The following is a 26,995-nucleotide window of genomic DNA, read 5'->3' on the forward strand; positions in this document are numbered from 1 at the left end:
GGGGAGGTCGAATGCGCAGCATTCGGGAGGGGGGTAGCGGCAACGGCGGTGCCCGTGGCTTACCCCTCTCCCCAACCCTCCCCCACAAGGGGGGAGGGAGCGCACTGTGTGCGCGGAAAAATTCTGGCTCAATCATGATTCTCTTTCCCGCGATCGATCTCAAGAACGGCCAATGCGTGCGCCTCGAGCAAGGCGACATGGCGCGTGCGATGGTGTTCAACCTCAATCCTGCGGCGCAGGCGCAGAGCTTTGCCGAGCAGGGCTTTGAGTATCTCCACGTCGTCGACCTCGACGGTGCCTTCGCCGGCAAGCCGGTGAATGCCGAGGCCGTCGAGGCGATGCTGAAGACGATCAAGATTCCGGTGCAGCTTGGCGGCGGCATTCGCGATCTCGCCACCGTCGAAGCCTGGCTCGACAAGGGCATCACCCGCGTCATTATCGGCACCGCCGCGGTGCGCGATCCGGAGCTGGTAAAGGCTGCCGCGAAGAAATTTCCCGGCCGTGTTGCGGTCGGGCTCGACGCCCGCGACGGCAAGGTCGCGGTCGAAGGCTGGGCCGAAACCTCGCAAGTGACCGTGCTGGAGATCGCAAAGCGCTTCGAGGATGCCGGCGTTGCCGCCATCATCTTCACCGACATCGCGCGTGACGGCCTGCTCAAGGGCCTGAACCTCGATGCGACCATTGCGCTGGCCGACGCCATCTCGATTCCCGTGATCGCCTCCGGCGGCCTCGCCTCGATCGAAGATGTGAAAGCCATGCTGACGCCGCGCGCCAGGAAGCTCGCTGGCGCGATTGCCGGCCGGGCGCTCTATGACGGCCGGCTCGATCCAGCTGCGGCCCTCACCTTGATCCGCGACGCGCGCAGGAGCTGACACATGTTCAAGGTGCGCGTGATCCCCTGCCTCGACGTCAAGGACGGCCGCGTCGTCAAGGGCGTCAACTTCGTCGATCTCAGAGATGCCGGCGACCCCGTCGAAGCCGCCATCGCCTATGACGCCGCCGGCGCTGACGAGCTCACTTTCCTCGACATCACCGCGACCCATGAGAACCGCGGCATCATGCTGGACGTGGTACGGCGCACGGCGGAGGCCTGCTTCATGCCCGTGACCGTCGGCGGCGGCGTGCGTGAGGTCAACGACATCAAGACGCTGCTGCGCGCCGGTGCGGACAAGGTCTCGATCAACAGCGCCGCTGTATCCCGGCGCGAGTTCGTCAAGGAAGCGGCCGAAAAATTCGGCGAGCAATGCGTGGTAGTTGCGATCGATGCCAAGCGCGTCAAGCGCCCCGGCGGCGACCGCTGGGAGATCTTCACCCATGGCGGGCGCAACTCGACCGGCATCGACGCGATCGAATATGCCCAGGAAGTGGTCTCGCTCGGTGCCGGTGAAATTCTGCTGACGTCGATGGACCGCGACGGCACGAGGCAGGGATTCGACATCCCGCTGACCCGGGCGATCGCCGACAGCGTTGCCGTCCCCGTGATCGCCTCGGGCGGCGTCGGCAATCTCGACCATCTCGTTGACGGTATCCGCGACGGCCACGCCACGGCCGTGCTGGCCGCCTCGATCTTCCATTTCGGGGAATTCACCATCCGCGAAGCCAAGGAGCACATGGCCCGGCGCGGACTGGCCATGCGCCTCGATGCATGACGACTCCCGTTCATAAAAGTGCTACATGAGGTAGCGGGGAATGGCCTCCGTGGCCAAGTGTGTTGCCAAGCGTGTTTCCGAGTAATTCCGATGCCGCGTTTCACGATCCACGATCTGGCCGAGACCATCGACGCCCGCGCGGCGGCGGGCGGCGAAGCGTCCTATACCCGCAAGCTCCTCGACAAGGGCGCCGAGCATTGCGCCAAGAAGTTCGGTGAGGAAGCAGTCGAAACCGTAATCGCAGCAGTCGAAAACGATCGCGCGCATCTGATCGCGGAGAGCGCAGACCTGCTCTATCACTTCCTTGTCTTGCTCAAGGCCCGCGGCGTAAAGCTGGAAGAGGTGGAAGCGGCGCTCGACAAGCGGACGAATATGTCAGGGTTGGAAGAGAAAGCGTCGCGTAAGGGCTAGTATAAGCCGCAACGGAAAGGTCGCGTTATGGATATCCGCGCACCCGAGCAGCAGTATAATCCGTACCGCATCTATTCGCGTGAGGAGTGGGCACGTCTGCGCGACGATACGCCGATGACGCTGGAGCCGGGCGAGTTCGACCGGCTGCGCTCGCTGCACGATCGCCTCGATCTCAAGGAAGTCGAGGATATTTATCTTCCGTTGTCACGCCTGCTCTCGATCTATGTCGATGCGATGCAGCGCCTGTATTATGCGGAGCGCCAGTTCCTCAACATCCGCGACCGCAAGGTGCCCTACATCATCGGCGTCGCCGGCTCGGTCGCGGTCGGAAAATCCACCACGGCCCGCGTGCTCCAGGCCCTGCTGGCGCGCTGGTCGCCGCGTCCGAAGGTCGAACTCATCACCACCGACGGATTCCTCTATCCGAACGCCGTGCTCGACCGGCAGGGCATCATGCAGAAGAAGGGCTTTCCGGAAAGCTACGACCTGCCGCTGCTGCTCAGCTTCCTGTCCGACATCAAGTCCGGCCGCCGCCATGTGCGTGCGCCGGTCTACTCGCATCTGACCTACGACATCGTGCCGAACCAGTGGGCCGAGATCGACCAGCCCGACATCCTGATCGTCGAGGGCGTCAACGTGCTGCAGACCGGCAAGCTGCCGCGCGACGGCAAGGCGGTGCCCGTGGTCTCCGACTTCTTCGATTTCTCGGTCTATATCGACGCCGACGAAGCCGCGCTGCGGCAATGGTACATCAAGCGCTTCCTGGCGCTGCGCGACACCGCATTCACCAATCCGAAGTCCTACTTCAACCGCTATGCGCTGTTGTCGGACGAGGAAGCCACTGCCACCGCGATCGCGATCTGGGAACGCACCAACCTCGCCAATCTCGAGGACAATATCCTGCCGACCCGCCCTCGCGCGACGCTGATCCTGAAGAAGGGCGCCGACCACACCGTGGAGAGCGTGGCGCTCAGGCGTTTGTAATCGCGGCGGTCGGCGGATCCTGCGCGTTCGTGCAGCGGTGTCTTTTGTTGCAGACCGACGAGAGGTATTGGGCTAAGACCTTGGAAAACGCGAGGTCTCGATGGTTGATCGTCTCAGAAGTGCTGCGGAACAACTCGAAGCACCGACCTGTCCGGATTGCCATGTCGAGATGAGGTGGTTCCGCTCGGAACTGCTCGCGGACGAGCCGGTTCCGGTGATCGCGCATCTCTTCGTATGCCCGCATTGCAAGCGGGCGGCAAAAACGGACACCGTCTTCCAGAACACTCCGGGGCCGCCCGACAAGCTCTCCGCGCCGCGCTTCATCGCTTACGCCGCGTAGCAGGTCATTTCCGGGCTTCCTGTTGCTCTTTCGAGCGGACGTAGACCTGCCAGGCCGTCAGGAACATGGCCGCGACGAGTGGGCCGATGACGAAGCCGTTTGCACCGAAAGCCGCAAGGCCGCCCAGGGTGGCGAGCAACACAATGTAGCTTGGCATCCGGATCGACTGCCCGACCAGGATGGGGCGAAGAAAGTTGTCCGCAAGGCCAATCACGAAGGTGCCAAAAGCGAGCAGGATGATTCCCTTCGTGACTGAGCCTGCCACGAGCAGATAGAGCCCGGCCGGAAACCACACCAGCGCGGAGCCGAGCACGGGCAGAAGCGAGAGCAGCGCCATCAGCGCGCCGGCCAGGAGCGGTGCGGTCAGTCCGAGCAACCAGAAGATCACCCCGCCAAGCGCGCCCTGAATCAGGGCAACGAGGATAATTCCCTTGATCGTCCCGCGAACAGCCAGGGTGAACGCAGTCAGAATCTCGGCGCTGTGGCTCGCACGCAGCGGCAGGGCGTCGCGGATGCGTGCGTTCAGCTCGTCACCGTCGCGCAGCAGAAAGAACAGCAGGTACAACATCACGAGCAAGCTTGCGACGAATTCGAGGGTCAACTGACCGATGTTGATCGCGTGCCCGGCCAGCTGCTGGCCGGCCGGGACGAGCAGACCCGACAGGCGTTCCTTCAGGGCCGAAAAATCGATGCTGGCGAGGCGATCCGCCATGGGAGCAGCCCAGTCGGGCAGTGCGGATTTCAGCTGCTGAAGCGGATGAGCAAAACTGATCTCCCCCGACTGAACCCGCTGATACAGCTCCCCTCCCTGGTCGATGAGCGAGGCGATGACGATCGCGACAGGGATCAAGACGATCACCACCACGACGACGACGGTGGAGAATGCGACAAGGTTACGCTTTCCCGGCAGGGTTTCCAGGAAGCGTCGATAGAGCGGGGCGAAGATGATGGCCAGCAGCGTGGCCCACAGCAATGCTCCGGAGAAAGGCCAAAGCACCCAGCCAAACGCGACCGTGATTGCGGCAAGCAATACTAGAAATGAGCGGTCTTCCGATGTTCTCACGTGTTCGCCAGCCTTTCAGTCGGAACTCGCAAGACGTGGGTATCACAAGACGATCGTGCGGGGGCAAGTCGGACAAGGTCAATCTGTCCGCGGCGTTTCGGCAATGTCTCGGCAAATCTCAGTTGCCGAGACTTTGGCCGGATACCCTCCACGTGAGCCGGCTCGTCGAGGCCGGGGAAATCCGGCCCCTCCATCACACCAGCGAACAGGGTCGAAGGCGGGCGCTTCACTTGCCGGCTTTGGCGCTCCAATCCGCAGGCTTGATGCGTCCGGCAAAGGTGGCGGGGCCGGCGCTGCCGGCCTTGTAAACGAAAGCCTCGCCTTCCCCGACGTCACCGGCCTCCTTGCCAAAGGCATCGGCGACGTTCGTCTTGTGGGTGACCAGGAAATTGTTGGTACCAGCTTTCGGCGGCGCGTCGACGAGCTGGCGCACCGCCTGTCCGGCCTTTGCATTGGCGCCGGTCGGGTTTGCCATTCCCGATGCGCTGGCGCTGCTGCTGTCCGTCAACGCGTCGACCGGCTTGACCTCGCGGCCGGAGATCAGCTTGCCGGCCTCGATCGCACGGTTGAGTCGGCTGGTGTAGACATCGCCGATCGGAATCTCGAGGTCCTTGATCGCTGCCCCGATCTGGCGCGCCATGTCCCTGCCCTTTTCGCTGAGCTGACGCTGGGCGCTCATGTCGTCGAACTTGAAGGGGTAGACGTCCTTTTGACTGTCGTCGGTGGCGGTGTGCCGAAAGATCAGCACGTAGCCGCCTTGCTTGAGCGAGGCGATGAGCTCCGGCGTATCGGCCGCGGCGTGTCGGGAAAATCCAGCGAGAAGAACAATGAATACGAGGCGGCAAAGCACGGTCATGCGCGAAACCCTCCTGCAAAGGCCCCCGGAGGATGGTGGCGCGCAACGCGGTCGATTTCAATTATCGATTGCTGACGGGACGAAGTTCCCGTGATGTTTTCGGATCAGACAGCCAGCCGCCGTGACGCCGCCAGCCCTGCCAGCGCTTCGTCCAGCTTGTCGCGATCGAGCGGCTTGATCAGGAATCCGTTCATGCCCGCCTCGAAGCAGGCATAGCGGTCCTCCACCAGCGTATTGGCGGTGAGCGCGAGGATCGGCGTGTGGTGGCCGCCGGTCGCGGCCTCATGCGCGCGGATGCGCTTCGTCGCCTCGATGCCGTCGAGCTGCGGCATCTGGATGTCCATCAGCACGAGATCATAGGGCGTGCCCGCCGATGAAGCGGCGAGCCAGGACTCCAGCGCGGCCTCGCCGTGGACGGCGATGACGACGCGATGGCCGAGCTTCGTCAGCAGCGAGCGCATCAACAGCGCGTTGATCTCGTTGTCCTCGGCGACGAGGATCGACAGGCCTTTGGTCGCTCCCTTGGCCGGTGTCGCGCCGGCAGCTTCCACCGGCGGTTCCGGCGCCAGATCGGGCGAGGCCACCTCCGGCGTCATCGCAAGGCGCGCGGCAAGCGAGGCCGCCCGAAGCGGCTTCACCAGAAAACCGGTGAAGGCCGGCGACAGCTTTTCGTGGCGCGAGCTGGAGGTCAGCAGCACGAGGCGCTGCAGCGCATGCGCGCGGGCCAGTTCGCCCAGCTGGTCGGCCGCGGCAGGGCCGATCCCACGATCGATCAGCACCGCGTGCCATGAGCGTTCCGGCAGCAGCGCTTCGGCGACCGCGGCATCCGCAACCATGCAGGTCTGGCCACCCCAGCGCTCGAGGCGCCGCGCGATCAGCGAGGCCTCGATGCCGTCGGCGACGAGGAGCATCGACTTGCCGGTGAGGTCGGGGCTCGGAAAGGCCGTCTGTCCCGCACTGGCTTGCGAGGGCGGAAGCGGCACCGCGATCTCGAAGGTCGAGCCTTTGCCCGGCTCGCTTGCGAGCGTGATCCGGCCGCCCATGCGCTTGACGATGCGTTCGCTGATGGCAAGGCCAAGCCCGGTGCCGCCATAAGTGCGGGCGACGCGCTCGTCGGCCTGCTCGAATTCGCGGAAGATGCGCTGCTGCGCCTCCGGCGCAATGCCGATACCGGAGTCGCGGACCAGGAAGCTGATCTCGTTCGGCCAGATACCGGGCTCGACGATCAGCGCGACGCCACCGCTCCCGGTGAACTTGATGGCGTTGCCGGCGAGATTGAGCAGCACCTGGCGCAGCCGCGCGGCATCGCCGACCACCTCCAGCGGCAGGCGCTCGTCGACATAGGCGGCGATCTCCAGCGTCTTGGCCTGCGCGCGGGGCGCGAGCAACTCGGTGATCTCCTCGACCAGGGTCGAGAGCGCGAAGGGACGCTGCTCCAGATCAAGCTTGCCGGCCTCGATCTTGGAATAGTCGAGCAGTTCCTCGATCAGCGCCATCAAGGCTTCGCCCGAGGTTTTCACCGCTTTGGCGTACGTCCCCTGCTCCGGAGTCAGATTGGTGTCGAGCAGGAGGCCGCCCATGCCGATGATGCCGTTCAGCGGCGTGCGGATTTCGTGCGAAGCCATCGCGAGGAAGCGCGATTTGGCGCGGTTGGCAGCGTCGGCCTGGTCGCGCGCGTCGGACAGAGCGCGTTCGGTCTCGGTGCGGTCGGTGACGTCGCGCCCCACGCTCTGCAATTCGGCGGGCTGTCCGGCATCGAGGCGGACATAGCCTTCGCGCCAGGCGATCCAGCGCGCGCCGAGCGGGGTTGCGATCTTCTGGTCGTGGATGCGTGTGCCGCTGCTCTCGCGGGCGCTGTCGCCCTGCTCCAGCAGGTCGAAATCGAAACGCGTGCCGACCAGCGCGCTGCGCGTCTGTCCTGCGAGCGCGCAATAGGCTTCGTTGGCAAAGGTGATGCGGCCATCGGTAGCGCGCAGCACGATGAGGTCGCCCTGTTGCTCGAATAGGCTGCGGGCGCGTTCTTCCGCTTCCTTCAGCTCCCAATTGCGGTCGATCAGCGCCTCGTTGTGGGCGGCGAGGGTGCGCAGCCGCTTGTTCACGAAACGCAGGCGCATGCTCAGCGTCGCAAGGCCGAGGCAGGCGAGCGCGAACAGGAAGCTCGCGCCGATCGCAAAGGTGTGGGGATCGTAGCCGGAGCTTTCGGACCGGCTGCCGGACACGAAACCATAGGCGCCGCCGAACGTCGCCGAGAAGATCATGAAAGAGCGGATCGCGAAGGCGATGCGAGGATGCTGTCGCCTGAAACGGCGCATGCGCACCTTGATCCGGAACGTCCGACCCATCGCACCGACCCCGACTCTTTTTCGAATCCCGCCACCCGCCGTCTGCGACGATGTCGCGCCGACCTTGCGAACAGCTTGAGGCTTTGGCGCTGCCTCCAAACAGGGTTGACGAGGTGTTAACGCTTCAGAGCGAGGCGGCCTGGAGCGGGAGCGGGCGATGGCCACCATGGGCGCCGACGATCAGCGCCGCGGCCTCGCGCTGCGAGAACGACTTCGAGCGCACATAGATGCGGTAATCCGCCGGCCCTTCGGTGGAGAGATAGATCACCTGGCCGCCATCGACGGGCTGAGCGGCAATCGAGACCAGGCGCGTCGAGGGATTGGCCTGACAGGAATCCGGCTCGGAACCGAGACCGTCGTCGACCACGGCGAAGTCCGCAGTATCGGCATCGTCGGTGGTCTGAACCCGCACTGTGGCCCGGGCGGGATCTTCGGTGAAGGCGACATGGACGGCGGCCGTCCAGAACAGGGAGGTGAGCTCGACCGAGGTTTCGCCGAGGGCGATGCAGGGATGCGAGACCGAACCGATCTCCGCGCGGGCGAACACCGCAGCCGCCAACAAGGGAACAACCGAGGTCAGGATCTTGAAACGCAACATGACACTCTACTCGCCGGGGCCCCGGGAACTCGTAATCGAAACTTAGCGGGCCTTATGGTTTGCAGAGCGTAAAGGAAACTCGTTACCACCGGGTTGATGCGCGGAATGATCAAGCCATCTGCCGCACATCCTCCGCGAGTGCGCGGTAGGACAAGGCTTCGGCGAGATGCAGCCGGCCGATCTTGTCGGCGCGATCGAGGTCGGCCAGCGTGCGCGCCACCCGCAGCACGCGGTGATAGCCGCGCGCCGACAGCCGCATGGTCTCGGCGGCGTCGCGCAGCAGCTTCTGGCCCTGCGCGTCCGGCTTTGCGATCTCCTCCAGCACGGAGGCTGGGGCCTCGGCATTGGTCCGAACCTTGGGCAGGCCGGCATCGGCATAACGCGCGAGCTGAATGTCGCGCGCCGCGGCCACGCGGGCGGCGACCTCGGCGGAGCCTTCCGCCGGCGGTGGCAGGATCAGATCCGCCGCGGTCACGGCCGGCACTTCGATGCGCAGGTCGATGCGGTCCATCAGCGGGCCGGAGATGCGCGCCTGATAGTCGCCGGTGCAGCGGTCGACGCGGCCGCGCTTGCAGGCATAGCCCGGCTCGAACGCGTTGCCGCAGCGGCACGGATTCATCGCCGCGACCAGCATGAAGCGGGCAGGGTAGGTGACGCGGTGATTGGCGCGCGACACCGCGACTTCGCCGTTCTCCAGCGGCTGCCGCAGTGAATCCAGCACGCGCGGATCGAACTCCGGCAATTCGTCGAGGAACAGCACGCCCTGATGCGCCAGCGAGATCTCGCCGGGCTTTGCGCGCATGCCGCCGCCGGTGAGCGCGGCCATGCTGGCGGAATGATGCGGCGAGCGGAACGGCCGCCGCGCGGTCAGCGCGCCGCCCTCGATCTCGCCGGCGACGGAGGCGATCATCGAGACCTCGAGCAGTTCGCTCGGTGACAGCGGCGGCAGGATCGAGGGCAGGCGCGCCGCCAGCATCGACTTGCCGGCGCCGGGCGCGCCGATCATGAGCAGATGATGCCCACCGGCGGCGGCGATCTCCAGCGCGCGCTTGGCGCTTTCCTGGCCCTTGATGTCGCGCAGGTCGAGCGTCGAGGCCGCGGGCTCATGCACCTTCGGTGATGGCCGCGACAGCACCTGCGTGCCCTTGAAGTGGTTGGCGATCTGGATTAGCGAGCTTGCCGCGATGATCTGGATGTCCGGGCTCGCCCACGCCGCTTCAGAACCGCACGAGACCGGGCAGATCAGCCCTTCCTCGCGCATATTGGCGCCGAACGCGGCGGGAAGAACGCCGGCCACGGGCGCGATCGAGCCGTCGAGGCCGAGCTCGCCGAGCACGGTGAAGCCGGTCAGCGCATCCGGCGGGATCGCGCCGATCGCCGCCATCAGGCCGAGTGCGATCGGCAGGTCGTAATGACTGCCTTCCTTCGGCAGGTCGGCCGGCGCCAGATTGACGATGATCCGCCGCGCCGGCAGTGCCAGCCCCGAGGCGATCAGCGCCGAGCGCACCCGCTCGCGCGCCTCCGACACCGCCTTGTCCGGCAGGCCGACGATCGCGAAGGCCGGCAGGCCCGGCGCGACCTGCACCTGCACGTCGACCGCACGGGCCTCGATCCCCTCAAAGGCGACGGTGGAAACCCGCTGAACCATGCTCAAACCAGCCTGCCCCTCTCGCACAATTAGGGGTAGCAGAGGCGGGCGGTTTCCGCAAGAACAATACGGGAACGATCTGGGGCGGGGAGCAGCCCTAACCAGTCGTAAACGACATGCCGACACTAAGCCTCGAATGCCGGCTTCTGTCCTCAGCACATTCCAACGAATGTCCGCTACTCCTAAGGCTGCGGGATGGGCCGTGGTCTAACGGGTGAACAATTCAAATGCTTGCAAATCGCCGGAGAAGCGAACGTCGGGTATGCAGCCGGCTCGCCAAGATCCATTTTGGCGCGGGCTCGCTGCCGCGGGACTGCACGATCACCGATATTTCGGATGGCGGCGTGAAAGTGGTGGCGGAATTCCTGGAAGTGCCGCCGCAATTCACCATCATCTTCGCACCCGATTATTCCCGCCAGTGCCGCCTGCGCTGGCGCATCGGCTGCGAATTCGGTGCCGAGTTCACCGACTAAAGCGCGACGCGATGAGGATGAATCGCATCGCGCTTTAGGTTGTTGTTCAAGCAAGGTCTTTTCGGAAAACCGCTGCGCACTTTTCCGGATCATGCTTTGAGATCTCCCAAGCCGCGTCCTTAACGGGAATTTAGCGTTAATCGGTAAGCATCTCTGATCAGTTGCCGAGTGATCAGAGTATGTCCAAGCGTTCGTCCCTCGCCTCTCCCCCGGCGAGATTGCTGCTTCCCGCACTCCTGGTGCTCGCCTTGGGTGGCTGCCAGACCGCCGGCATCGAGGATGTGACCGGCGCGCTCGGTGTCAGATCGGAAACGGCCGTCAAGGCCGATGCCAAGCCGGAAATGGATGCGTTGCGCGAGCGCTATCGCGCCAAGCCCAGTGATCCCAACATTGCGCTTGCCTACGGCAAGGCGCTGCGCGAGTCCGGCCAGCGCGCGCAGGCGGTTGCGGTCATGGAGCAGGCGGTGCTCGCCCATCCCAGCAACAAGGCGCTGCTCGCCGGCTATGGCCGCGCGCTTGCCGACAGCGGCAATTTCCAGCAGGCCTTCGACGTCCTCAGCCGCGCGCATACGCCCGAGGATCCGGACTGGCGCATCCTGTCGGCGCAGGGTGCGGCGCTCGATCAGCTTGGCCGCAACGAGGAGGCGCAGCAATATTATGCCGCGGCGTTGAAGATCGTGCCGGACGAGCCGACCGTGCTGTCCAATCTCGGCCTGTCCTATATGCTGCAAAACAATTTGCCGAAGGCCGAACAGGTGCTCGGCCGCGCTTATCAGCGCAATCAGAACGATGCGCGGGTCCGGGCCAATCTCGCGCTCGTGCTGGGATTGCAGGGCCGCGAGGCCGAGGCCGAAATCCTCGTGAAGGCAGATTTGCCGCCGGACCAGGCCGCGGCCAAGGTCGCGGCGCTGCGGCAGCTGCTGGCGAAGAAGCAGCAGCGGGCGGACAAGTAATCCGCCCCTTTTGGTGTACGCTTACGACGCCTTGCGATGCGGCGCCGAGTTGCGGCTTGACTTGCCCTTCAGCTTCTTCAGCAGCGGTCCGAGCAGCGAGCGCTTCGGCTTCTTCACCTCGCCGCGTCCGGCAAGGCGGTTCGCCATGTTCTGGAACAGCTCGGTGGTGCGGTGACTCTTGGAGACCTCCGCGATCATCTGGCCGTTATTGGCCGCGGTGGAGAACAGTTTCGAATCGAACGGGATCACCGCGATCGGCTGGCTTTCCATGGTCTTGGCGAACGCCTTGACCTCGATCTCCGCGCGCTTGTGCATGCCGACCTGGTTGAGGCAGTACAACGGCGGCCGATCGTTCGGCCGCGCCGCCTTCAGCACGCTCAGCATGTTCTTGGTGTTGCGCAAATTGGCGAGATCGGGCTCGGCCACGATGACGATGTCGTCGGCGTTCACCAGTGCGCGCCGCGTCCAGCCGGACCATTGGTGGGGAACGTCGAGCACGATGCAGGGCGTGGTCATGCGCAGCGTGTCGAACACGGCGTCGAAAGCTTCGGCGCCGAAATCATAGACGCGGTCGAGGGTGGCAGGCGCCGCGAGCAGGCTGAGGCGCTCGGTGCATTTGGAGAGCAGGCGCTCCATCAGCGCCGTGTCCGGCCGGTCCTGCGACAGCACCGCGTTGGCGATGCCCTGCACGGGGTCCTGGTTGTAGTCGAGGCCCGCGGTGCCGAAGGCGAGGTCGAGGTCGATCACGACGGAATCGAGCGCGAGGTCACGCGCGATGGTCCAGGCCACATTGTGTGCGACCGTGGAGGCGCCGACGCCGCCCTTGGCGCCGACCACCGCGATGACGCGGCCGGTGATGATGGCCTCGGAGGCCGAGAACAGGCTGCAGATCGAGCGGACGACGTCGAGGGTTTCGACCGGTCCCACCACGTAATCGTTGACGCCGCGGCGCACCAGCTCGCGATAGGGCGCGGTGTCGTTGGGATTGCCGATCACGACCACGCGGGTGCCGGGGTCGCAGACGCCGGCGAGGTCGTCCAGTCCCTCGAGAATGTCGCGCGTACCGTCGGATTCGATCACGATCACGTTCGGCGTCGGCATCGATTCATAGACTTCGATCGCCGCGGCAAGGCCACCGTCCTTGGCGGTGAGGTGCGCCTTGGCGAGCCGGCGGTCCTGCCCTGCCGCGGTCACCGCGGCGAGCGTCTTATCGGTCTCGCAAAAAGCCTGCACCGAGATGCGGGGAACCGGCGCAATGTGTTCCTCGGGGTGCTGCGGATCGTCCGCTTCTTCGTCGTGAATGCCCGTCATTTGCCTGTGTCGCTGAGCTTGGCCTTGTCGGCCTCGGAATTGGGAGTCGAGATCGCAGTGCCCTTGCGATAGCGATCAAAGGCGATGTCGCGCCGCGCGGTATAGGCCGGCGTCTCGGATCGCGGCTGCTCCAGGTCGGCCGGATTGTCGATCATCGCGGCGAGATTACGCTGGCTGGCGCAGCCCAGATTGAAGTAGGGCCGATTCTCGTTGTAGCCGGGATCGAGGATGTTAGGACCCAGGTCTTCCGGCCACAGCCCGCAAGGGCCGGCGACCGCGGCGATCTTCGAATAGCTCAGGCGGATGGTGGGCAGCAGCCCGGGATCCTCAGGGCGATAGGGGTGCTGGACGATGGCACGCGACGGCACGCCACTGGATGCGAGCACGGAACGGATTTCCCGATAGGTCGCAGCCGCCGCGCGCGAATTCGCGCTGTCGACGGGAACGTCGACGACGACGGAGCCGGTGCCTTCTCGCACCCAGTCCCGGGCGATGCCCGCGACGTCCGAATGCTGCGCGGCCGACAGGCCACCCCTCGCCTTGCCGACGAAGATCACGATCGACTTCTTGCCTTCCTGCACCGCGATCGGGTGGCGCTGGCGATAGTCGGTCGGCACCGTCTGGGTGACGATCTCGCCGGTGGTGTTGCAGGCGCCCAGCATGAGGGAGAGTCCCGTCAGTGCCAGCGCGACGCCCAGATTGCGACGTCGATCGGCTGTCGTCTTCGTCATCGCTTCATCCCCTCTTGCCCCAAATCCCGCCCCGTTCTCCAGCCGTCCGTTCGTCTCAGTCGATGATGAAGCCGAAATCGCCGGGCGCGCCGGCGATCGGATCGACGCGACGCGCGATGCCATAGAGGCGGTTCATACGGCCGAGCAGCGCGGTCTGCGCGTCCGAGGCCGGGGCGAAGCCGTCGTCGGGCCGCGCCAATTCCTTCTGGGCAACCGCGCGCACCACATAGGGCGTCACGATCACCATCAGCTCGGTCTCGTTGTTGACGAAGTCCTGGCTGCGGAACAGCGCGCCGATGATAGGCACCTGGTCGACGCCGGGCAGGCCGTTGATCGCCTGCTTGGTCTGTTGCTGGATCAGGCCGGCCATCGCCATCGAGCCGCCGGAGGGAATCTCCAGCGTCGTCTCGGCGCGGCGAGTCTGGATCGAGGGGATGGTGATCGAGTTGCTCGAGGTCGAGGACACCGCCTGCGTCAACGTGATCGAATTCGTATTCGACAGCTCCGAGACCTCGGTCATCACGCGCAGGCTGATGCGGCCTTCGCTGAGCACGACCGGGGTGAAGTTCAGGGAGATGCCGAACTTCTTGTAGGTGACCTGGGTGGTGCAGACGTGGGTGACCGGATCGCAGGAATAGCCTGCCGGAATCGGGAATTCGCCGCCGGCAATGAAGGTGGCGGATTCGCCGGAGATCGCGGTCAGGCTCGGTTCGGCGAGCGTGCGCATGACGCCGGCGCTTTCCATTGCGCGCATGGTGGCGCTGACGGTGGCGACGCCCTTGGCGAGGCCGGCAACGCCGAGCCCGTTGCTGCCGACGATCGGTCCGCCCGAGACCGAGAACGGGTTGGAATTGTTGAAATTCACCACCGCGGTGCCGGCGTTCAGGCTGGCGCTGAGATCGACGCCGAGCTGCTTGACGATGTCGCGGCGCACTTCGCCGACGACGACCTTGAGCATCACCTGGTCACGGCCGCGCACGACGATGCTGTTGACGACCTTGTCCGAGCCGCCGACCAGCTTTGCGGCGACCTCGCCGGCCTGCTGGGCCTCGACCGGGCTCGACACCGATCCGGTCAGCATCACGCTGTCGCCGACGCCTTCGATCTGGACGCCCGGCAGCGACTGGCGCAGGGCCGCGCGCATGCCGTTGAGGTCGCGCTTCACTGCGATGTCATAGGAGGCGACCTGCTGGCCGTCGGCGGTGAAGAACACGACGTTGGTCTGGCCGACCTGACCGCCGATGATATAGGCGCGCTGGGCCGAGCGGATCACTGCATTGGCGATCTTGGGATCGGCCACCAGCACGTCCTTGACCTCCCGAGGCAGGTCGATGACGACGGACTTGCCGACGCCAAGCGAGAGAAAACGCGTCTTCGCCGGTGCGATGGTCGCGACCGACGACACGCCGAAATCCGGTGCCTGCATCGGCGCCTGGTCGCCGACCGGCGCATCCGTCGCGCTGACCAGGTCGGGGGCTGCGAGCAGCCCCAGCATCAGCATCGTCCCCGTCCAGAACGAGCGCGTGCGCTTCCCCCGAGGGCGCACGCCCGTCCGATCATCCCCGTAGTTCATGCTATCCCCATCATCACTTCTGTGACGTCAATTGCCGTGCCTGCACCCCGTAACGGATTACGTTCACGCCGCCCGCACGCTTGATCCCCTGGTCCTCAGGCGTGCCGTCCACTGCGTTGGCATCGACGATGCTCCGCAGCGCGAGCTGGAGCGTGCCGCCCTGACGCGCGGCTGCGAGCACTGCGACCTGGTCGGGCCGGAGCTCAAGCGTGACGGTCTTGCCGACGACGGCGTTCTGGCCGTCCTTCTCCTTCGGCGCCTGGTCGATCGCGAGCACGCGGATATTGGTCAGGATGACCTCGGACAGGACGAGATCGTTGCCGCCGGTCGGACCGTTGTTGTTGGCGCCGTCGGGGTTCTTCAGGCGGCGGGTCAGGACGATGTCGACGCGGTCATTCGGAAGGATGAAGCCGCCAGCGGCGGTCTCGGCTGAGATCTCGGTGGAAACGGCGCGCATCCCGGCGGGCAGGATCGCGGCCATGAATCCGGAGCCGTCGGCCTTGACCAGCTTCTGCTCGCGGATCGGCTCACCCTGCATCAGCGGGACGCGGGCGATCGAGCCGGCGATCTGGGTTTGCGCCTCGGGCCTGCTGTCGCGGCGGATGAAGGCGCTGCTCGCGGTCGCTGCCGGCCAGGCCTGCCATTGCAGGTCCTCGGGCTTCACGGCCTGGCCGAGCCCGATGTCGGACTTGGCGACGAGGACCTCGACGGTCGGCAGCTTCTCGGCGGCGGGCAGAACGGTTGCGGGCTTGTTGTCGAAGCCGCTCGCCAGATACGCCGCGACGCCGCCGGCGCCCAGCGCGATGACGAGAACGACAATGCGTGCGGTATTCATACGCTTTTACTCATACGCGGGGCACTCGAACCGCACCTGGCGTGTTCCCCCGCGTCGATGAGTAGGGAGTAAAAGTATAAGGGGTGTTGCGAGGCCGAATGCGATGGCCGGCCACGATGCTGGTTTTCGGCAGATGGTGAACGCGGCGTTATCCGGTCGGCCAGCGGCCCCGTAGATTCACGCAGTACGGAGCGTCCGTTCGAATGACATGCGCGGCGTCATGGTGAATGGGTGGTTAGTGGTGGGTGGGTGCGATCATGCCAATGGGATCGCAGCAGCGCTCCACAACATCGGTGTCGTCCCGGCGAACGCCGGAACCCATAACCCCAGGGAGCAGTTTGACGAAGATTGAGCGCCCGGTACCGCGACCAAGCTCCCCGGATAGATTCCGCAGTATGGGTCCCGGCGTTCGCCGGGACGACGTTGAGGAGAGTTCGCGCGCTCCCCAACGTCATCATTGCAGAGTGCTACTTCGCCCGCTTCTGCTCGATCACGTCCCACACCTTCGCCGCCACATCCGGCCCGCCAAGCCGCGCGATCGCGCGGATGCCGGTCGGCGAGGTCACGTTGATCTCGGTGAGATTGCCGTTGATGACGTCGATGCCGACGAACAGCAGGCCCTTCTCGCGCAGCGCCGGGCCGACGGTGGCGCAGATCTCGCGCTCGCGCGGGGTGAGCTCGGTCTCCTGCGCCGCGCCGCCGCGCACCATGTTGGAACGGAGGTCGTCGGTGGCCGGCACGCGGTTCACTGCGCCAGCGAACTCGCCGTTGACCAGGATGATGCGCTTGTCGCCGTGCTTCACCTCGGGGATGAATTGCTGGATCACCCAGGGCTCCCGGAACGTCACCGAGAACATGTCGAACAGCGAGCCGAAATTCATGTCCTGCGGCATCACGCGGAATACCGCCGCGCCGCCATGGCCGTGCAGCGGCTTCATGACGACGGCGCCGTGCTTGTCGCGGAACGCGTTGATCTCATCTAAGTCGCGCGAGATCAGGGTCGGCGGCATCAACTGCGGAAAATTCATTACGAACAGTTTTTCCGGCGCGTTGCGCACCGAGGCGGGATCGTTGACCACCAGCGTCTTCGGATGGATGCGCTCCAGAAGATGCGTCGAGGTGATGTAGGCGAGGTCGAACGGCGGGTCCTGGCGCAGCAGCACCACGTCGAAGCCGTTCAGCGCCTCGCGCCTGGGTTCGCCGAGCGTGAAATGGTCGCCGGACTCGTCGCGCACGGTCAGGAGCTGAACCGGCGCCACGATCTCCTCGCCGACCATCGAGAGCTTGTCGGGCGTATAATAGGACAGGCCGTGGCCGCGCTTCTGCGCCTCCAGAAGCAGCGCAAAGGTGGAATCGCCCTTGATGTTGATGCGGGCGATGGGGTCCATCTGGACGGCGACGTTCAGTTTCATGGTCTGCCTTTCAGGTCGAGGCGTCGAATGCCGCCAACACATGGCGCGGAAGTGAGCGCGGCGCAATCAGCATGGCGTCGAATCGCAATTCGAATTCGGCATGCTCGGGATGCGCCACGAGCCAGCCTTGCGCGGCGGCGATGATGCGCTGCTGCTGGCGCGGCGTCACGGCGAAGGCGGCGTCATCCAGCGTGGCCCGCGCCTTGACCTCGACGAAGGCGATCAGATTGCGGCGGCGTGCCACGATGTCGATCTCGCCATGCGGGGTGCGGTAGCGTTTGGCCAGGATGCGGTAACCCTTGGCCATCAGATAGGCCGCTGCGCGGCTCTCCGCGGAGATGCCGGTGTGAAACGCGGCGACGCGCTCGGGCGAGGCGACCTTCGGTTCCGCCGGGACCTCAGTCTTTGCCATCGCCGCCCCTTAAGTCTTTGGCAAGCTCGAGCGCGCGGGCATAGACTTCGCGGCGCGGCCGGCCCGAGAGCGCGACCGCATGCGCCACGGCGTCCTTGACGCTGTGCGCGGCAAGCTGTTCGCGCAGGAGATCGTCCAGCGCATCCGATGTCAGCATCTCGGCGTCGGCCGCTGGCGGAGCGATCACCAGCACGAACTCGCCGCGCGTCTCCAGCGTATCGGCCTCGCGCGCCAGCTGGCTCAACGGTGCGCGCGAAATCTCCTCGTGCAGCTTGGTCAGCTCGCGGCAGATCGCGGCCTCGCGCGCTCCCATGATCTCGGCGAGCTCTGCGAGCGTGTCCTGCACGCGGTTGCCGGACTCGAACATCACCAGCGTCGCATCGATGCGCGCGAGCTCGGTCAAGCGCGCCTTTCGCGCGGCTGACTTCGCCGGCAAAAAGCCTTCGAAAAAGAAGCGGTCGGTCGGCAGTGCCGCGACCGACAGCGCCGCCAGCACCGAGGACGGGCCGGGCAGGGCATACACCGCATGGCCGGCGGCGCAGACCTCGCGCACCAGCTTGAAGCCGGGATCGGAGATCAACGGCGTGCCGGCGTCGGAGACCAGTGCAATCGAGCCGCCCTGCCCCAGCGCCTCCAGGATTTTTGGACGCGCGGCTTCCGCATTGTGCTCGTGATATTGCTTGAGCTGCGCGGCGATGGCGTAGCGCTCGGTCAGGCGCCGGGTGATGCGGGTATCCTCGCAGGCGATGACATCGACGCCAGCGAGGGTCTGCAGCGCCCGCAGCGTGATGTCGCCGAGATTGCCGATCGGGGTTGCGACCAGATGGAGGCCCGGTGCCGCCTTCGGCGCCGCAAGCCGATGGGCATCGATGGAGAAACCGCGCGAGGCGGCGTCTTGAGCTTCAGGCGTATTTATCGGGGCCGGCTTTGCGCGCATAATGAAAGCAACTTAGGCACGATCCGCAGGGCTGGGAACCGGCTCGCCGAAAAAGATCGTGCCGAGGTGAGGGGCGAGGAACGGACGGGAATGTGATCGATCCAGGATCACGTCGAGGGGGAGTGAGGGCTCTCACGCCATATTCGCGACCGAAACGCCGCCTTGTTGCTGAATGAGCGAGGGCAAACAGCTGCCGGGACAGCAAGGCGGCCGCGTTAAGCGGCTATTATCCTTTTGTTTCGGTTAACTATTTGCCGACAATATGCCTGAATCCGCGGCTTGTGTCGTGGAAAGAATGTCGTGACTGGCCGGCGCCGGCGGGTCAGAAGAGAAGCTGAAATGGTGGGCCCGCGTCATCCAAAATCTCCCGTTCCGGGGTCCCTGATGTCAGGGGCGACCCGCCGGAGCGCGCTCGGCCTGTTGCTCGGCACGCCCCTGCTGTCGGCCTGCGCCGGCGTGCAGCAGAGCCTGAGCCAGTTCTCCAACCCGTTCTCGAGCTCGACGCCGCCGGCTCAACCCGCAGGTCCCCCGCAACAGGCGACGACCGCCGGCACCGGCGGCGTGAAGGTCGCCGTGATCCTGCCGCTCTCGGCCGCCGGCAATGCCGGCTTGGCCGCACAATCCATGCGCAACGCCGCCGAGATGGCGCTGGCCGAGTTCCAGAACCCGAACATCCAGCTGCTGATCAAGGACGACAATGGCAGCCCGCAGGGCGCGCAGGCGTCCGCGCAGCAGGCCGTCGACGAAGGCGCCGAGATCATTCTGGGACCGCTGTTCGCGCAATCGGTGCCGGCGGTGGCGCAGGTCGCGCGCACGCGCGGCATCTCGGTGATCGCGTTCTCGACCGATTCCAGCATCGCCGGCCGCGGCGTCTATCTGCTCTCCTTCCTGCCAGAGTCCGACGTCAATCGCATCGTCGAATATTCCGCCAGCATCGGAAAGCGTTCCGTCGCCGTGCTGGTGCCCGACAATGCCTATGGCAATGTCGTCGAGGCCGCGGTGAAGGCGGCCGTGCCGCGCCGGGGCGGGCGCATCGTCGCCTTCGAGAAATACGGCGCCGATCGCGCCACACCGGCGCGCACCGTGGCGCAGCAGCTCGGCAGCGCGGATGCGTTGTTCATTGCCGATGACGGCGATGCCGTGGTGACGGTCGCAGATGCGATGACCGCGGCGGGCGCGAACTTACGCAACATCCAGCTGCTCGGCACCGGCCTGTGGGACAATCCGCGGGTCTATGCGAATGCGAACCTGCAAGGCGGCCTCTATGCCGCGCCCGACCCGGCCGGCTTCCGCGCCTTCTCCGGTCGCTACCGCACCAAATACGGCGCGGAGCCGATTCGCACCGCAACGCTGGCCTATGACGCGGTCGCTCTGGTCGCCGCGCTGGCGCGGACGCAAGGCACCACGCGCTTCTCGCCCGACGTGCTGACCAATCCGTCCGGCTTCGCCGGCATCGACGGCCTGTTTCGTTTCCGCGCGGATGGCACCAATGAGCGCGGGCTTGCGGTGATGAAAGTGACGAACGGCGGCGGCGTTGCGGTCGCGGGCTCGCCGAAGAGTTTTGGGGCGTAGCTCAGGACGACGGTGCCGTAGGGTGCGCAAAGCGAAGCGTGCCCACGAACTTCATGCGAATTGCTGAGAGAAGGTGGGCACGGCGCAAGTGCGCCTTTGCCCGCCCTACGGCATCTCGCTACGCCGCGAGATCCGCGACCACCGCATCCAGCACCGGAAAACCGCTGCTGGTCACGCGCAGCCGGCCCGTCGCATCCACCGTGATCGCGCCTTCCTCGCGCAGGAGCGCGATGCGCTTCGGATCGAGCGGGCGACCGGAGAGGGCTTTGTAGCGCTCGGGGTCGATGCCTTCGGCGAGACGCAATCCCATCAGCAGGAATTCGTCGGCGCGCTCTTCGCTGTTGAGGAGATCGTCGGTGACGACACCATGGCCGTTGGTCTCGACCCGCATCAGCCAGGCCTCGGGACGCTTCTCGGTGGCGGTCGCATGCCTGACGCCGTCGATGTCGAGCCGGCCATGCGCGCCGGGGCCGATGCCGGCATATTCCTCACCGCGCCAGTAGACCAGATTGTGCCGGCACTCGGCGCCGCGCCGCGCGTGATTGGAGATCTCGTAGGCGGGCAGGCCGAGCTTGTCGCAGGTCTCCTGCGTGACGTCGTAGAGCGCGCGCGAGACCGCTTCGTCCGGCGTCTTCAATTTGCCGGCCTGGTGCAGGCCGAAGAACGGCGTGCCTTCCTCGATCGTCAATTGATAGAGCGACAGATGCTCGGCCGCTTCGTCGATAGCGAGACGCAGTTCATCGGCCCACATCGCCGGCGTCTGGTCGGGACGGGCGTAGATCAGATCGAACGAATAGCGATCGAACGAGCGGCGCGCGATCGCGACCGCATCGAGCGCCTCGCGCGCGCTGTGCAGGCGGCCCAGAGCTTTCAGCGAGGCATCATCGAGCGCTTGTACGCCGAGCGAAACGCGGTTTACGCCGGCGGTGCGATAGCCGGCAAAGCGCGTGGCTTCGACGCTGGTCGGATTCGCCTCCAGCGTCACCTCGACATCGCCGGCGACGGTCCAGTGCTTGCCGATCGCGTCGAGCACCGCGCCGACGGTTGCGGGCTGCATCAGCGAGGGCGTGCCGCCGCCGAGAAAGATCGAGGTGACTTCACGGCCGGGCGAGCGCTCGGCGGTGGCCGCGATCTCCTGCGCGAAGGCGGATGCGAAGCGCGCCTCGTCGATCGCGGCGTGACGGACATGGCTGTTGAAGTCGCAATAGGGACACTTCGACAGGCAGAACGGCCAGTGCACGTAGACGCCGAAGGCTGCGGATTCTTGTTTTGACGCGTTTTCCTGGCGCGAACCGGTATCCACTTCGCTCGAAAACGCTCTATCGCGGCTCAAGGCAGATCTCCGCCAGTTTCACGAAGGCGCGGGCGCGATGCGACAGGCCGAGGCCAAGCGGCGGCAGGCCGTGCTTCTCGATGCTCTCCATCTCGCCGAAGGTGCGATCATATCCGTCAGGCAGGAACATCGGATCGTAACCAAACCCGGCGGTGCCGCGCGGCGGCCAGACCAGCGTGCCGTCGACGCGCGCCTCGACCTCATCGAGATGATCGTCGGGCCAGGCGACGCAGAGCGCGGAGACGAAATGCGCCTTGCGCTTCTCCGGGCTCGTCGCGCCACGCTCCTGCAGCAGGCGTTCGATCTGTGCCATCGCCGCGTTGAAGTCTTTGCCTGGGCCGGCCCAGCGCGCGCTGTAGATGCCGGGCGCACCATCCAGTGCGTCGACCACGATGCCGGAATCGTCGGCAAAGGCGGGAAGCCTGGTCGCCTGCGCCGCCGCGATCGCCTTGATCGCGGCATTGCTACGGAAATCGTTGCCGGTCTCGTCCGGTTCGGCGAGGCCGAGCTCACCGGCCGACACCGCCTCGATGCCGTACGGCGCGAGCAGCTCCTTCATCTCGGCCAGCTTGCCGGGATTATGGGTGGCGATGACGAGCTTTCCGGTGATTCGGCGGTGCATGGGCCTATTGACTACGCCACAGCCAGTTTCTGCAAGTCCACGAGACGCGCGATGCCTTTTTGCGCCAGGGCGATCAGCTTCAGGAACTCGTCCTGCGTGAACGGCTCGCGTTCCGCGGTGCCCTGCACCTCGATGATGCGGCCATCGCCGGTCATGACGAAATTGGCGTCGGTCTGGGCTTCCGAATCCTCGGCATAGTCGAGATCGAGCACCGGCGTGCCGTTGTAGATGCCGCAGGAGATCGCGGCGACGTTGTCGCGCATCACGTTGGCTTTGATCATGTTGCGCGCCTTCATCCAGTTGATGCAATCGGCGAGCGCGACCCAGGCACCGGTGATCGAGGCCGTGCGCGTGCCGCCGTCGGCCTGGAGCACGTCGCAATCGACCGTGATCTGGCGCTCGCCGAGCGCTTCGAGATCGACGATGGTGCGAAGCGAGCGGCCGATCAGGCGCTGGATCTCGACGGTGCGGCCGCTCTGCTTGCCGGCGGAAGCCTCGCGGCGGGTGCGCTCGGAGGTCGCGCGCGGCAGCATGCCGTATTCAGCGGTGACCCAGCCGCGGCCCTGGCCCTTCAGCCACGGCGGCAGGCGATCTTCCAGCGTGGCGGTGACCAGCACATGGGTGTCGCCGAACTTCACCAGGCAGGAGCCTTCCGCATATTTGACCACGCCGCGCTCCAGCGTCACGGGGCGCAATTCGTCGGGCGCACGGCGGCTTGGCCGCATGGGAAATCCTCCAAAACTCGTCGGTATAGGGCTGTTCGCGGTGCTTGTAGGTGGGGTGAGGGTATGCGGCAAGGGGAAAGGACAAGGCTTTTTCACCGTCGGTTTTCCACCCTGCAAACGCGACGCTTGTCAGAACCCTCCTGGATGGACAAATTATGAGCATCTGAGAGGAGTTACCGTCTGTGGCCCATCACGATCCGATCCATCTGATCGCGCCGCGCGCAGGCCTCGCCCAGCTCAACGAGCGTTCTCGCGACATCTTTCGTCAAATTGTCGAAAGTTATCTCGCGACCGGTGAGCCGGTGGGCTCGCGCAATATCTCGCGCCTCATCGCCATGCCGCTATCGCCGGCCTCGGTCCGCAACGTCATGGCCGATCTGGAACAGCTCGGTCTGATCTACGCCCCGCACACCTCCGCCGGCCGGCTGCCGACGGAACTCGGGCTGCGTTTCTTTGTCGATGCCCTGATGCAGGTCGGCGACCTCAACGAGGCCGAGCGGCAATCGATCCAGAGCCAACTCACCTCCGTCGGCCAGGCCCAATCGGTCGAGGCAGCGCTGGACCAGGCGCTGACGCGTCTGTCCGGCCTCACGCGGGCCGCCGCGGTGGTGCTGACGCCGAAATCCAATGCGCGGCTGAAGCACATCGAATTCGTCCGGCTGGAACCCGAGAGGGCGCTGGTGATCCTGGTCGGTGAGGACGGCCAGGTTGAAAACCGCGTGCTGTCGCTACCCCCCGGAGTTCCCTCCTCGGCAATCACCGAGGCCGGCAATTTCCTCAATGCGCGCATCCGTGGCCGCACCCTGGCCGAGGCGCGGCTCGAGCTCGAGACGGCACTTGGACAGGCCCGCGCCGAGCTCGATCAGCTTGCACAGAAGGTGATTTCCGCCGGCATCGCCAGCTGGTCCGGCGGCGAGAACGAGGATCGCCAGCTCATCGTCCGCGGCCACGCCAATCTGCTCGAAGACCTGCACGCGCTGGAGGATCTGGAACGGGTGCGCCTGCTGTTCGACGATCTCGAGACCAAGCGCGGCGTGATCGACCTGCTGGGACGCGCCGAGACCGCCGAGGGCGTGCGCATCTTCATCGGCAGCGAGAACAAGCTGTTTTCGCTCTCGGGGTCCTCCACCATCATCTCGCCGTATCGGGATGCCGCCGGCCATATCGTCGGCGTTCTGGGCGTGATCGGGCCGACACGGCTGAATTATGCCCGTGTGATCCCGACCGTGGACTACGCCGCCCGCATCGTCAGCCGCCTTTTGGGAGGCTGACCGGCGTTTCCGCCGATCACGGGCGCTTGATTTTCGGCGCTTTAGGCACGATATCCGGGCCAACAATCCCTGGAAACGAGTTCGAGATTAGAGCCGATGACCGAGCAAGACCGGCAACCCGAAGACACGACTGCAGCGACCGGCGAGCCCGTGGTGTCAAAACCCTACATCATGCCCGACGATCCCGAGCCCGGCTCGGTCGAGCTGTTGCAGAAGGAAGCCGCCGAGGCGCGCGACCGCATGTTGCGGACGCTGGCCGAGATGGAGAATCTGCGCAAGCGGACCACCAAGGAGGTCGCCGACGCCCGCCTCTACGGCATCACCGGCTTTGCCCGCGACGTGCTCGACATCGCCGACAATCTCCAGCGCGCGCTCGATGCCGTTCCGGCCGAGGCCCGTGCCGCAGCCGATCCCGGCCTGATCGCGCTGATCGAGGGCGTCGAGCTGACCGAGCGTTCGCTGCTCAACGCGCTGGAAAAGCACGGCGTCAAGAAGCTCGATCCGCAGGGCCAGAAGTTCGACCCGAACTTCCACCAGGCGATGTACGAAGTGCCTGATCCGTCGGTGCCGTCAGGCACCGTGGTGCAGATCATGCAGGCCGGCTACACCATCGGCGAGCGCGTGCTGCGCCCGGCTCTGGTCGGTGTCGCCAAGGGCGGCGCGAAGGCGGCGGCCGCGGCGAACAACAACGAGTCGAGCGGCGCGGCGAATTGAGGTTCAGACCCTCATGGTGAGGAGCCGCGCGTTTGCGCGGCGTCTCGAACCATGAAGGCCAAGATGCAACGGCGGGGCCTGCATCCTTCGAGACGCGCGCGAAGAAGCGCGCTCCTCAGGATGAGGGTCTGACAGTGTCGCGCGAGTCCTACGCGCTCACCGAGATATCCGCGGACTGAATCCGCTTCACGCCGGCCTTGGCCATATCGGCCCAGGCTTTTGCCAGCGAGCCCTGATTGTCGATGCCGCGGCAGGCGTCTTCCACCACATAGACCTCGAAGCCAGCCTTGCGCGCGTCGAGCGCGGTCCAGGCGACGCAGAAATCCGTCGCGAGCCCTGCGACGAAGACGCGCTTGATCTTGCGCCCCTTGAGATAGCCGGCAAGTCCGGTCGAGGTCTTGCCGTCGGCTTCGAGGAAGGCCGAATAGCTGTCGACGTCCTTATGAAAGCCCTTGCGGATGATCAGCTCGGCGTGCGGGATTGCAAGGTCCTTCGAGAGCGAAGCGCCGTCGGTGCCCTGCACACAATGGTCGGGCCACAGCACCTGCTTGCCGTAGGGAAGGTCGACGGTCTCGAACGGCTTCTTGCCGGAATGCACCGACGCAAACGAGATGTGGCCCGGCGTGTGCCAGTCCTGCGTCATCACCACGTTGGCAAACGCCTTCGAGATCTTGTTGATGACGGGCACCACCTGCTCGCCTTCCTTCACGGCGAGGCTGCCGCCCGGCAGGAAGCAGTTCTGCACGTCGATCACCAGCAGCGCGGAGGCATCGTCCGGCTTGATCGATGCCGCTGCAAAGAGCGCGTTGGGCGCGAGAGTCACCAGCGCCGTCGTTCCAAGCATTGCCAAGACTTGTCGCCGATCCAGCATCGTTCGCCTCCCTCCAGGATGATCCAACGGAGACGAAGCCTAGTTCCGTTCGTATACGAACAGAAGCCCGAAAATGCGGCCGGTATTGGCGAGGGGGGTGGGCTGTTGCCGCGTGCTCGGTGCAACCTCTCCCGCTTGCGGGGGAGGTCGGCGCGAAGGGCCGGGTGGGGGCTCTCTCCACATCGGGAGTGCCCCTATGCGGAAGCACCCTCTCCCCAACCCTCCCCCGCAAGCGGGGGAGGGAGCGCATTTCGGTCGGAGATGTAGCCTAGCCCTTCGGCTGAATCCCGTCGCGCACGGCGCGGAAGCGGGTGAAGGCGGCCAGCCACTGGTCGCGCGGCGCGCTGGCGATGATGCGCAGCGAGGCGCCGCCGCTCGAGAAGCGGATCCACTGCACCACGGTCACCGGGACCTTGTCCTTGCCGCTGACGCCGTCGATCCGGGTCTCGAAGCCCTGCTGGCCGTTGATGCGGATCGGCTCGGACATGGTGACGCGCGATTCACGCACGCCGGGGATCTGCAGCGCCGCCTCCTGGGCGAAGCGGGCGCGGTCGTCGGCGGCTTGCGGCGTGGCGCCGATCAGACCGAGGATCATGAATGGCTTCGACTCATAGCCTGCGCTCTCATTGCCGTCGGCGAGGATGATGCTGCTGCCCGGCGCGAGGGTCCGGATGTCCTTGAATTCGGCGAGATCGGTGATCCTGAACGGCATCAGCGCGATCTGCTCCTCGACCGAGACCTGCTTGCGGGTGACGGTGCTGGCGAACATCTGCCGCACCGCTTCATCCGTGTAGATCTTGGTCGCATTCTCCGGGACCTGCACCGCGACATAGCCGGAGAAGCCGGCGCCCGGCACGATCATCGAATAGCGCTTCACCGGGGTGTCGCCGGCCTTGCCGCTTTCGGTGGTGAAATAGGCGAGGCCCGCCGGCGTCTCGATCTTGTCCTGCTTGACGCCGCCGGCGCCGGCCGGATTGGAATTGAAGGCGCTCACGACCTCGCCATAGGCCGCCGGCGGCAGCTCGGTGATCAACACCTTGACGCTGCCGTCCTCGCTCTCGAAGCCCGGAAAGGTTTTTGCCGTGCTGAGACCGACCAGCGGCACCATGCCGAGGCGCAAGCCGGGCGGAAACACGGCATCGGCGGCGAGGGCCGGAAACGCTGAGGCGATCAGGAGGGCGAGCGCGGCGAGGGGGCGGATCAGCTTCATGGGCACTCTGATTGGTTCACATTGAGGCCGTTCGATGGTCGGCCACCGGGCCGCATTGTCGCGCGAAGCAGCTGTGGCGGCTGACCGGCCGGTCCGCCTTTTACCGGGTTTGGGCGTGCGGCAACAGGGCGGGCGGACTTGCGGTAGCG

General features: G+C 65.6%; 27 protein-coding genes. 10 read left to right on the plus strand and 17 right to left on the minus strand.

The window, feature by feature from the left end:
• Nucleotides 1-134 precede the first annotated feature (134 nt).
• From hisA to GGD66_RS26405, 5 genes are all read left to right on the plus strand, one after another.
• On the plus strand, nucleotides 135-872 hold the full coding sequence (gene hisA, locus GGD66_RS26385) for a 1-(5-phosphoribosyl)-5-[(5-phosphoribosylamino)methylideneamino]imidazole-4-carboxamide isomerase (protein WP_183259451.1): 738 nt from the start codon (nucleotides 135-137) through the stop codon (nucleotides 870-872).
• Nucleotides 873-875: 3 nt separating this feature from the next.
• Nucleotides 876-1,649: an imidazole glycerol phosphate synthase subunit HisF gene (hisF, locus tag GGD66_RS26390; RefSeq protein WP_018323523.1), complete on the plus strand. Its 774-nt coding sequence runs from the start codon at nucleotides 876-878 to the stop codon at nucleotides 1,647-1,649.
• A 90-nt stretch (nucleotides 1,650-1,739) separates the two neighbouring features.
• Nucleotides 1,740-2,060, plus strand: coding sequence for a phosphoribosyl-ATP diphosphatase (locus tag GGD66_RS26395; RefSeq protein ID WP_018323522.1), 321 nt, complete (start codon nucleotides 1,740-1,742; stop codon nucleotides 2,058-2,060).
• Between the two features lie 27 nt (nucleotides 2,061-2,087).
• Nucleotides 2,088-3,044: a type I pantothenate kinase gene (coaA, locus tag GGD66_RS26400; protein ID WP_018323521.1), complete on the plus strand. Its 957-nt coding sequence runs from the start codon at nucleotides 2,088-2,090 to the stop codon at nucleotides 3,042-3,044.
• A 100-nt stretch (nucleotides 3,045-3,144) separates the two neighbouring features.
• Nucleotides 3,145-3,384, plus strand: coding sequence for a hypothetical protein (locus GGD66_RS26405; RefSeq protein ID WP_092251335.1), 240 nt, complete (start codon nucleotides 3,145-3,147; stop codon nucleotides 3,382-3,384).
• A gap of 4 nt (nucleotides 3,385-3,388) precedes the next feature.
• On the opposite strand, the gene GGD66_RS26410 is transcribed toward GGD66_RS26405, so the two are convergent.
• The 5 genes from GGD66_RS26410 to GGD66_RS26430 form a co-directional block, all read right to left on the minus strand.
• The gene (locus GGD66_RS26410; protein ID WP_026202944.1) at nucleotides 3,389-4,447 is read right to left on the minus strand and encodes an AI-2E family transporter; all 1,059 of its coding nucleotides are present in this window, start codon (nucleotides 4,445-4,447) and stop codon (nucleotides 3,389-3,391) included.
• Between the two features lie 226 nt (nucleotides 4,448-4,673).
• Nucleotides 4,674-5,303 carry a histidine phosphatase family protein gene (locus tag GGD66_RS26415; RefSeq protein ID WP_183259452.1) on the minus strand — a complete coding sequence of 210 codons (630 nt, stop codon included), beginning with the start codon at nucleotides 5,301-5,303 and terminating at the stop codon, nucleotides 4,674-4,676.
• A gap of 104 nt (nucleotides 5,304-5,407) precedes the next feature.
• Nucleotides 5,408-7,645: an ATP-binding protein gene (locus tag GGD66_RS26420; protein WP_183259453.1), complete on the minus strand. Its 2,238-nt coding sequence runs from the start codon at nucleotides 7,643-7,645 to the stop codon at nucleotides 5,408-5,410.
• Between the two features lie 124 nt (nucleotides 7,646-7,769).
• Entirely contained in the window at nucleotides 7,770-8,243 is a 474-nt protein-coding gene (locus GGD66_RS26425) for a hypothetical protein (protein WP_183259454.1), read from the minus strand.
• Between the two features lie 109 nt (nucleotides 8,244-8,352).
• Entirely contained in the window at nucleotides 8,353-9,891 is a 1,539-nt protein-coding gene (locus GGD66_RS26430) for a YifB family Mg chelatase-like AAA ATPase (protein WP_018323516.1), read from the minus strand.
• A 227-nt stretch (nucleotides 9,892-10,118) separates the two neighbouring features.
• Here GGD66_RS26430 and GGD66_RS26435 point away from each other — a divergent pair, with 227 nt between their 5' ends.
• Both GGD66_RS26435 and GGD66_RS26440 read left to right on the plus strand, forming a co-directional pair.
• Entirely contained in the window at nucleotides 10,119-10,364 is a 246-nt protein-coding gene (locus GGD66_RS26435) for a PilZ domain-containing protein (RefSeq protein ID WP_011083489.1), read from the plus strand.
• A 179-nt stretch (nucleotides 10,365-10,543) separates the two neighbouring features.
• Complete coding sequence (locus GGD66_RS26440) at nucleotides 10,544-11,317, plus strand: tetratricopeptide repeat protein (RefSeq protein ID WP_183259455.1); 774 nt, start codon at nucleotides 10,544-10,546, stop codon at nucleotides 11,315-11,317.
• A 21-nt stretch (nucleotides 11,318-11,338) separates the two neighbouring features.
• On the opposite strand, the gene GGD66_RS26445 is transcribed toward GGD66_RS26440, so the two are convergent.
• From GGD66_RS26445 to rsmI, 7 genes are all read right to left on the minus strand, one after another.
• Nucleotides 11,339-12,628: an AAA family ATPase gene (locus tag GGD66_RS26445; protein ID WP_092251357.1), complete on the minus strand. Its 1,290-nt coding sequence runs from the start codon at nucleotides 12,626-12,628 to the stop codon at nucleotides 11,339-11,341.
• Nucleotides 12,625-13,359 carry a CpaD family pilus assembly protein gene (locus GGD66_RS26450; protein WP_183259456.1) on the minus strand — a complete coding sequence of 245 codons (735 nt, stop codon included), beginning with the start codon at nucleotides 13,357-13,359 and terminating at the stop codon, nucleotides 12,625-12,627. The genes GGD66_RS26445 and GGD66_RS26450 overlap by 4 nt, the downstream gene beginning before the upstream one ends.
• A gap of 55 nt (nucleotides 13,360-13,414) precedes the next feature.
• A complete protein-coding gene (locus GGD66_RS26455; RefSeq protein ID WP_092251361.1) occupies nucleotides 13,415-14,932 on the minus strand; it encodes a type II and III secretion system protein family protein in 1,518 nt (505 codons plus the stop codon).
• A 13-nt stretch (nucleotides 14,933-14,945) separates the two neighbouring features.
• Entirely contained in the window at nucleotides 14,946-15,767 is an 822-nt protein-coding gene (gene cpaB, locus GGD66_RS26460; protein WP_018323511.1) for a Flp pilus assembly protein CpaB, read from the minus strand.
• A 467-nt stretch (nucleotides 15,768-16,234) separates the two neighbouring features.
• Complete coding sequence (gene gshB / locus GGD66_RS26465) at nucleotides 16,235-17,179, minus strand: glutathione synthase (protein WP_092251365.1); 945 nt, start codon at nucleotides 17,177-17,179, stop codon at nucleotides 16,235-16,237.
• Nucleotides 17,180-17,189: 10 nt separating this feature from the next.
• Nucleotides 17,190-17,591 (minus strand): YraN family protein, encoded by a 402-nt coding sequence (locus GGD66_RS26470; RefSeq protein WP_092251366.1) that lies wholly within the window; start codon nucleotides 17,589-17,591, stop codon nucleotides 17,190-17,192.
• A complete protein-coding gene (gene rsmI, locus GGD66_RS26475; RefSeq protein ID WP_092251369.1) occupies nucleotides 17,578-18,528 on the minus strand; it encodes a 16S rRNA (cytidine(1402)-2'-O)-methyltransferase in 951 nt (316 codons plus the stop codon). The genes GGD66_RS26470 and rsmI overlap by 14 nt, the downstream gene beginning before the upstream one ends.
• 339 nt (nucleotides 18,529-18,867) lie before the next feature.
• Here rsmI and GGD66_RS26480 point away from each other — a divergent pair, with 339 nt between their 5' ends.
• The gene (locus GGD66_RS26480) at nucleotides 18,868-20,100 is read left to right on the plus strand and encodes a penicillin-binding protein activator (protein WP_183259457.1); all 1,233 of its coding nucleotides are present in this window, start codon (nucleotides 18,868-18,870) and stop codon (nucleotides 20,098-20,100) included.
• Between the two features lie 118 nt (nucleotides 20,101-20,218).
• Here the strand turns inward: GGD66_RS26480 and hemW are convergent, their stop codons facing one another.
• The 3 genes from hemW to rph are packed head-to-tail and all read right to left on the minus strand — an operon-like array spanning nucleotide 20,219 to nucleotide 22,780.
• Nucleotides 20,219-21,403 (minus strand): radical SAM family heme chaperone HemW, encoded by a 1,185-nt coding sequence (hemW, locus tag GGD66_RS26485; protein ID WP_092251371.1) that lies wholly within the window; start codon nucleotides 21,401-21,403, stop codon nucleotides 20,219-20,221.
• Between the two features lie 16 nt (nucleotides 21,404-21,419).
• Nucleotides 21,420-22,055 (minus strand): RdgB/HAM1 family non-canonical purine NTP pyrophosphatase, encoded by a 636-nt coding sequence (gene rdgB, locus GGD66_RS26490; RefSeq protein WP_092251373.1) that lies wholly within the window; start codon nucleotides 22,053-22,055, stop codon nucleotides 21,420-21,422.
• A gap of 11 nt (nucleotides 22,056-22,066) precedes the next feature.
• Nucleotides 22,067-22,780 carry a ribonuclease PH gene (gene rph / locus GGD66_RS26495; protein ID WP_018323503.1) on the minus strand — a complete coding sequence of 238 codons (714 nt, stop codon included), beginning with the start codon at nucleotides 22,778-22,780 and terminating at the stop codon, nucleotides 22,067-22,069.
• A 182-nt stretch (nucleotides 22,781-22,962) separates the two neighbouring features.
• On the opposite strand from rph, the gene hrcA reads away from it, so the two are divergent.
• Nucleotides 22,963-24,051, plus strand: a complete 1,089-nt coding sequence (gene hrcA / locus GGD66_RS26500) for a heat-inducible transcriptional repressor HrcA (protein ID WP_018323502.1) — start codon at nucleotides 22,963-22,965, stop codon at nucleotides 24,049-24,051.
• Nucleotides 24,052-24,147: 96 nt separating this feature from the next.
• Nucleotides 24,148-24,765, plus strand: coding sequence for a nucleotide exchange factor GrpE (grpE, locus tag GGD66_RS26505; protein ID WP_183259458.1), 618 nt, complete (start codon nucleotides 24,148-24,150; stop codon nucleotides 24,763-24,765).
• A gap of 148 nt (nucleotides 24,766-24,913) precedes the next feature.
• On the opposite strand, the gene pncA is transcribed toward grpE, so the two are convergent.
• Nucleotides 24,914-25,636, minus strand: a complete 723-nt coding sequence (gene pncA, locus GGD66_RS26510; RefSeq protein ID WP_183259459.1) for a bifunctional nicotinamidase/pyrazinamidase — start codon at nucleotides 25,634-25,636, stop codon at nucleotides 24,914-24,916.
• A 268-nt stretch (nucleotides 25,637-25,904) separates the two neighbouring features.
• Complete coding sequence (locus GGD66_RS26515; RefSeq protein ID WP_026202941.1) at nucleotides 25,905-26,846, minus strand: hypothetical protein; 942 nt, start codon at nucleotides 26,844-26,846, stop codon at nucleotides 25,905-25,907.
• Nucleotides 26,847-26,995 lie beyond the last annotated feature (149 nt).

The organism is Bradyrhizobium sp. CIR48, from assembly GCF_014198315.1.
In the GTDB taxonomy this organism is placed as follows: domain Bacteria; phylum Pseudomonadota; class Alphaproteobacteria; order Rhizobiales; family Xanthobacteraceae; genus Bradyrhizobium.